We start from the raw sequence: 1313 nt of genomic DNA, 5'->3' as shown, positions 1-1313 counted from the left end.
CACCGCCAGCACGGCGGCGGCGAGCGCGGTCACCGCGTACCGCCGGCGGGAGCGGGACCGCTCGCGGCGCCGCCGCTCCCGGGCGGCGTCGAGCAGCGCGGGCACCCGGTTGGTCTCCGGCCCCACCTCCAGGAACTGCTCCAGCCCGGCCGGGTCGAGCCGACCCAGCAGGCCGGGCAGCACGGCGATCTCGGCGACCGCCTCCCGGCACTCGGCACAGCCGGACAGGTGCCGTTCGTAGGCGGCGCGCTCGGCCGGGGCGAGGGCGCCCAGCACGTACGCCCCGTCGTCGTGCGCGAACTCGCAGCGGGTCATCCGGTCACCCCCATCTCGGCCAGCACCAACCGTAGTGAGCGCAGCGCGTAGTGGGTGCGCGACTTCACCGTGCCCGGCGGTACGCCCAGCCGGGCGGCCGCCTCCGCCACCGACCGCCCCTGGTAGAAGCACTCGACCAGTACCTCGCGGTGGGTCGGGCTCAGCCGGTTGAGCGCCTCGGCCACCGTCCACGCCTCCACCGCGCGCTCCGTCTCGTCGACCGTCTCGGCGGTTTCGGGGAGTTCGTCGGTGTAGACCTCGCCGACCCGGGCCGAGCGGCGACGCCACGCGTCGATGGCCAGGTTCCGCGCCGTGGTGAAGAGCCAGGCGCGGACCGAGCCCCGCCGCGGATCGAGCGACTCCGGGTGCCGCCAGGCCCGCAGCAGCGTCTCCTGCACCAGGTCCTCGGCCCGTGGCCGATCGCCGTTGACCAGCCGCAGGGCGTGCGCGAACAGCGCGTCGGCATGCTCGTCGTGCAGCGCGCGCAGCAGCTGGGCGTCGTGGTCACTGATGGCGGTACCTCGCTTCCGGCGGCGGGGAGACCGACGATGCGTCCGCCCGGGGCAGGCGGTGCGTCCGCTCTTCCATACGTGCCGTGACGCCCATCGGTTCAGCCGCAGGTCAGGCCGGAGCTGTTCACGTCCGGTTCACACTCGGGCCGACACCCGCTCACCGGGCCCTGGCACCGTCCGGCAGGTACGCGCGCGGGCCGATCGCCCGGGCGCGCCTTCCGACGTCCGATCAGGAGGCTCCACCTCATGAGCGACCGTCCTCGCCTGCTCCCGCTGCTGAGTGGCACCCGCCACGGCAGCCGCGACGCGATGACCTGTCTGTACCGGTGCGGCAACGCGTGCGACCACCCGGTGCCCAACCCCACCGACAACCCGTACCTCGGCGACCTGGTCGACGCCGAGGTCACCCGGCGCGGTGTGGTCCGGGCCGGCGCGGTCGGCGCGCTGGTGCTCGGCTTCGGCGGCGCCGCCGCCGGTGCGCTCGCC

At 75.2% G+C, this 1313-nt stretch carries 2 protein-coding genes and 1 pseudogene; 1 reads left to right on the top strand and 2 read right to left on the bottom strand.

Annotated elements, in window-relative coordinates; genetic code table 11:
* Both HUW36_RS33035 and HUW36_RS33030 read right to left on the bottom strand, forming a co-directional pair.
* Positions 1-315: anti-sigma factor family protein (locus HUW36_RS33035; RefSeq protein WP_174531603.1), on the bottom strand; the 315-nt coding region annotated here is incomplete at its 3' end.
* A complete protein-coding gene (locus HUW36_RS33030) occupies positions 312-827 on the bottom strand; it encodes a sigma-70 family RNA polymerase sigma factor (RefSeq protein WP_091583649.1) in 516 nt (171 codons plus the stop codon). The genes HUW36_RS33030 and HUW36_RS33035, both read right to left, overlap by 4 nt.
* A 246-nt stretch (positions 828-1073) precedes the next feature.
* Here HUW36_RS33030 and HUW36_RS33025 point away from each other — a divergent pair.
* Positions 1074-1313: pseudogene (locus HUW36_RS33025) on the top strand (phosphatase); the annotation flags it as partial.

Source organism: Micromonospora maritima (assembly GCF_902825405.1).
Taxonomy (GTDB): Bacteria; Actinomycetota; Actinomycetes; order Mycobacteriales; family Micromonosporaceae; genus Micromonospora; species Micromonospora maritima.
The sequence above is the reverse complement of the archived record's forward strand: the minus strand, read 5'-3'. Positions and strand labels throughout refer to the sequence as shown.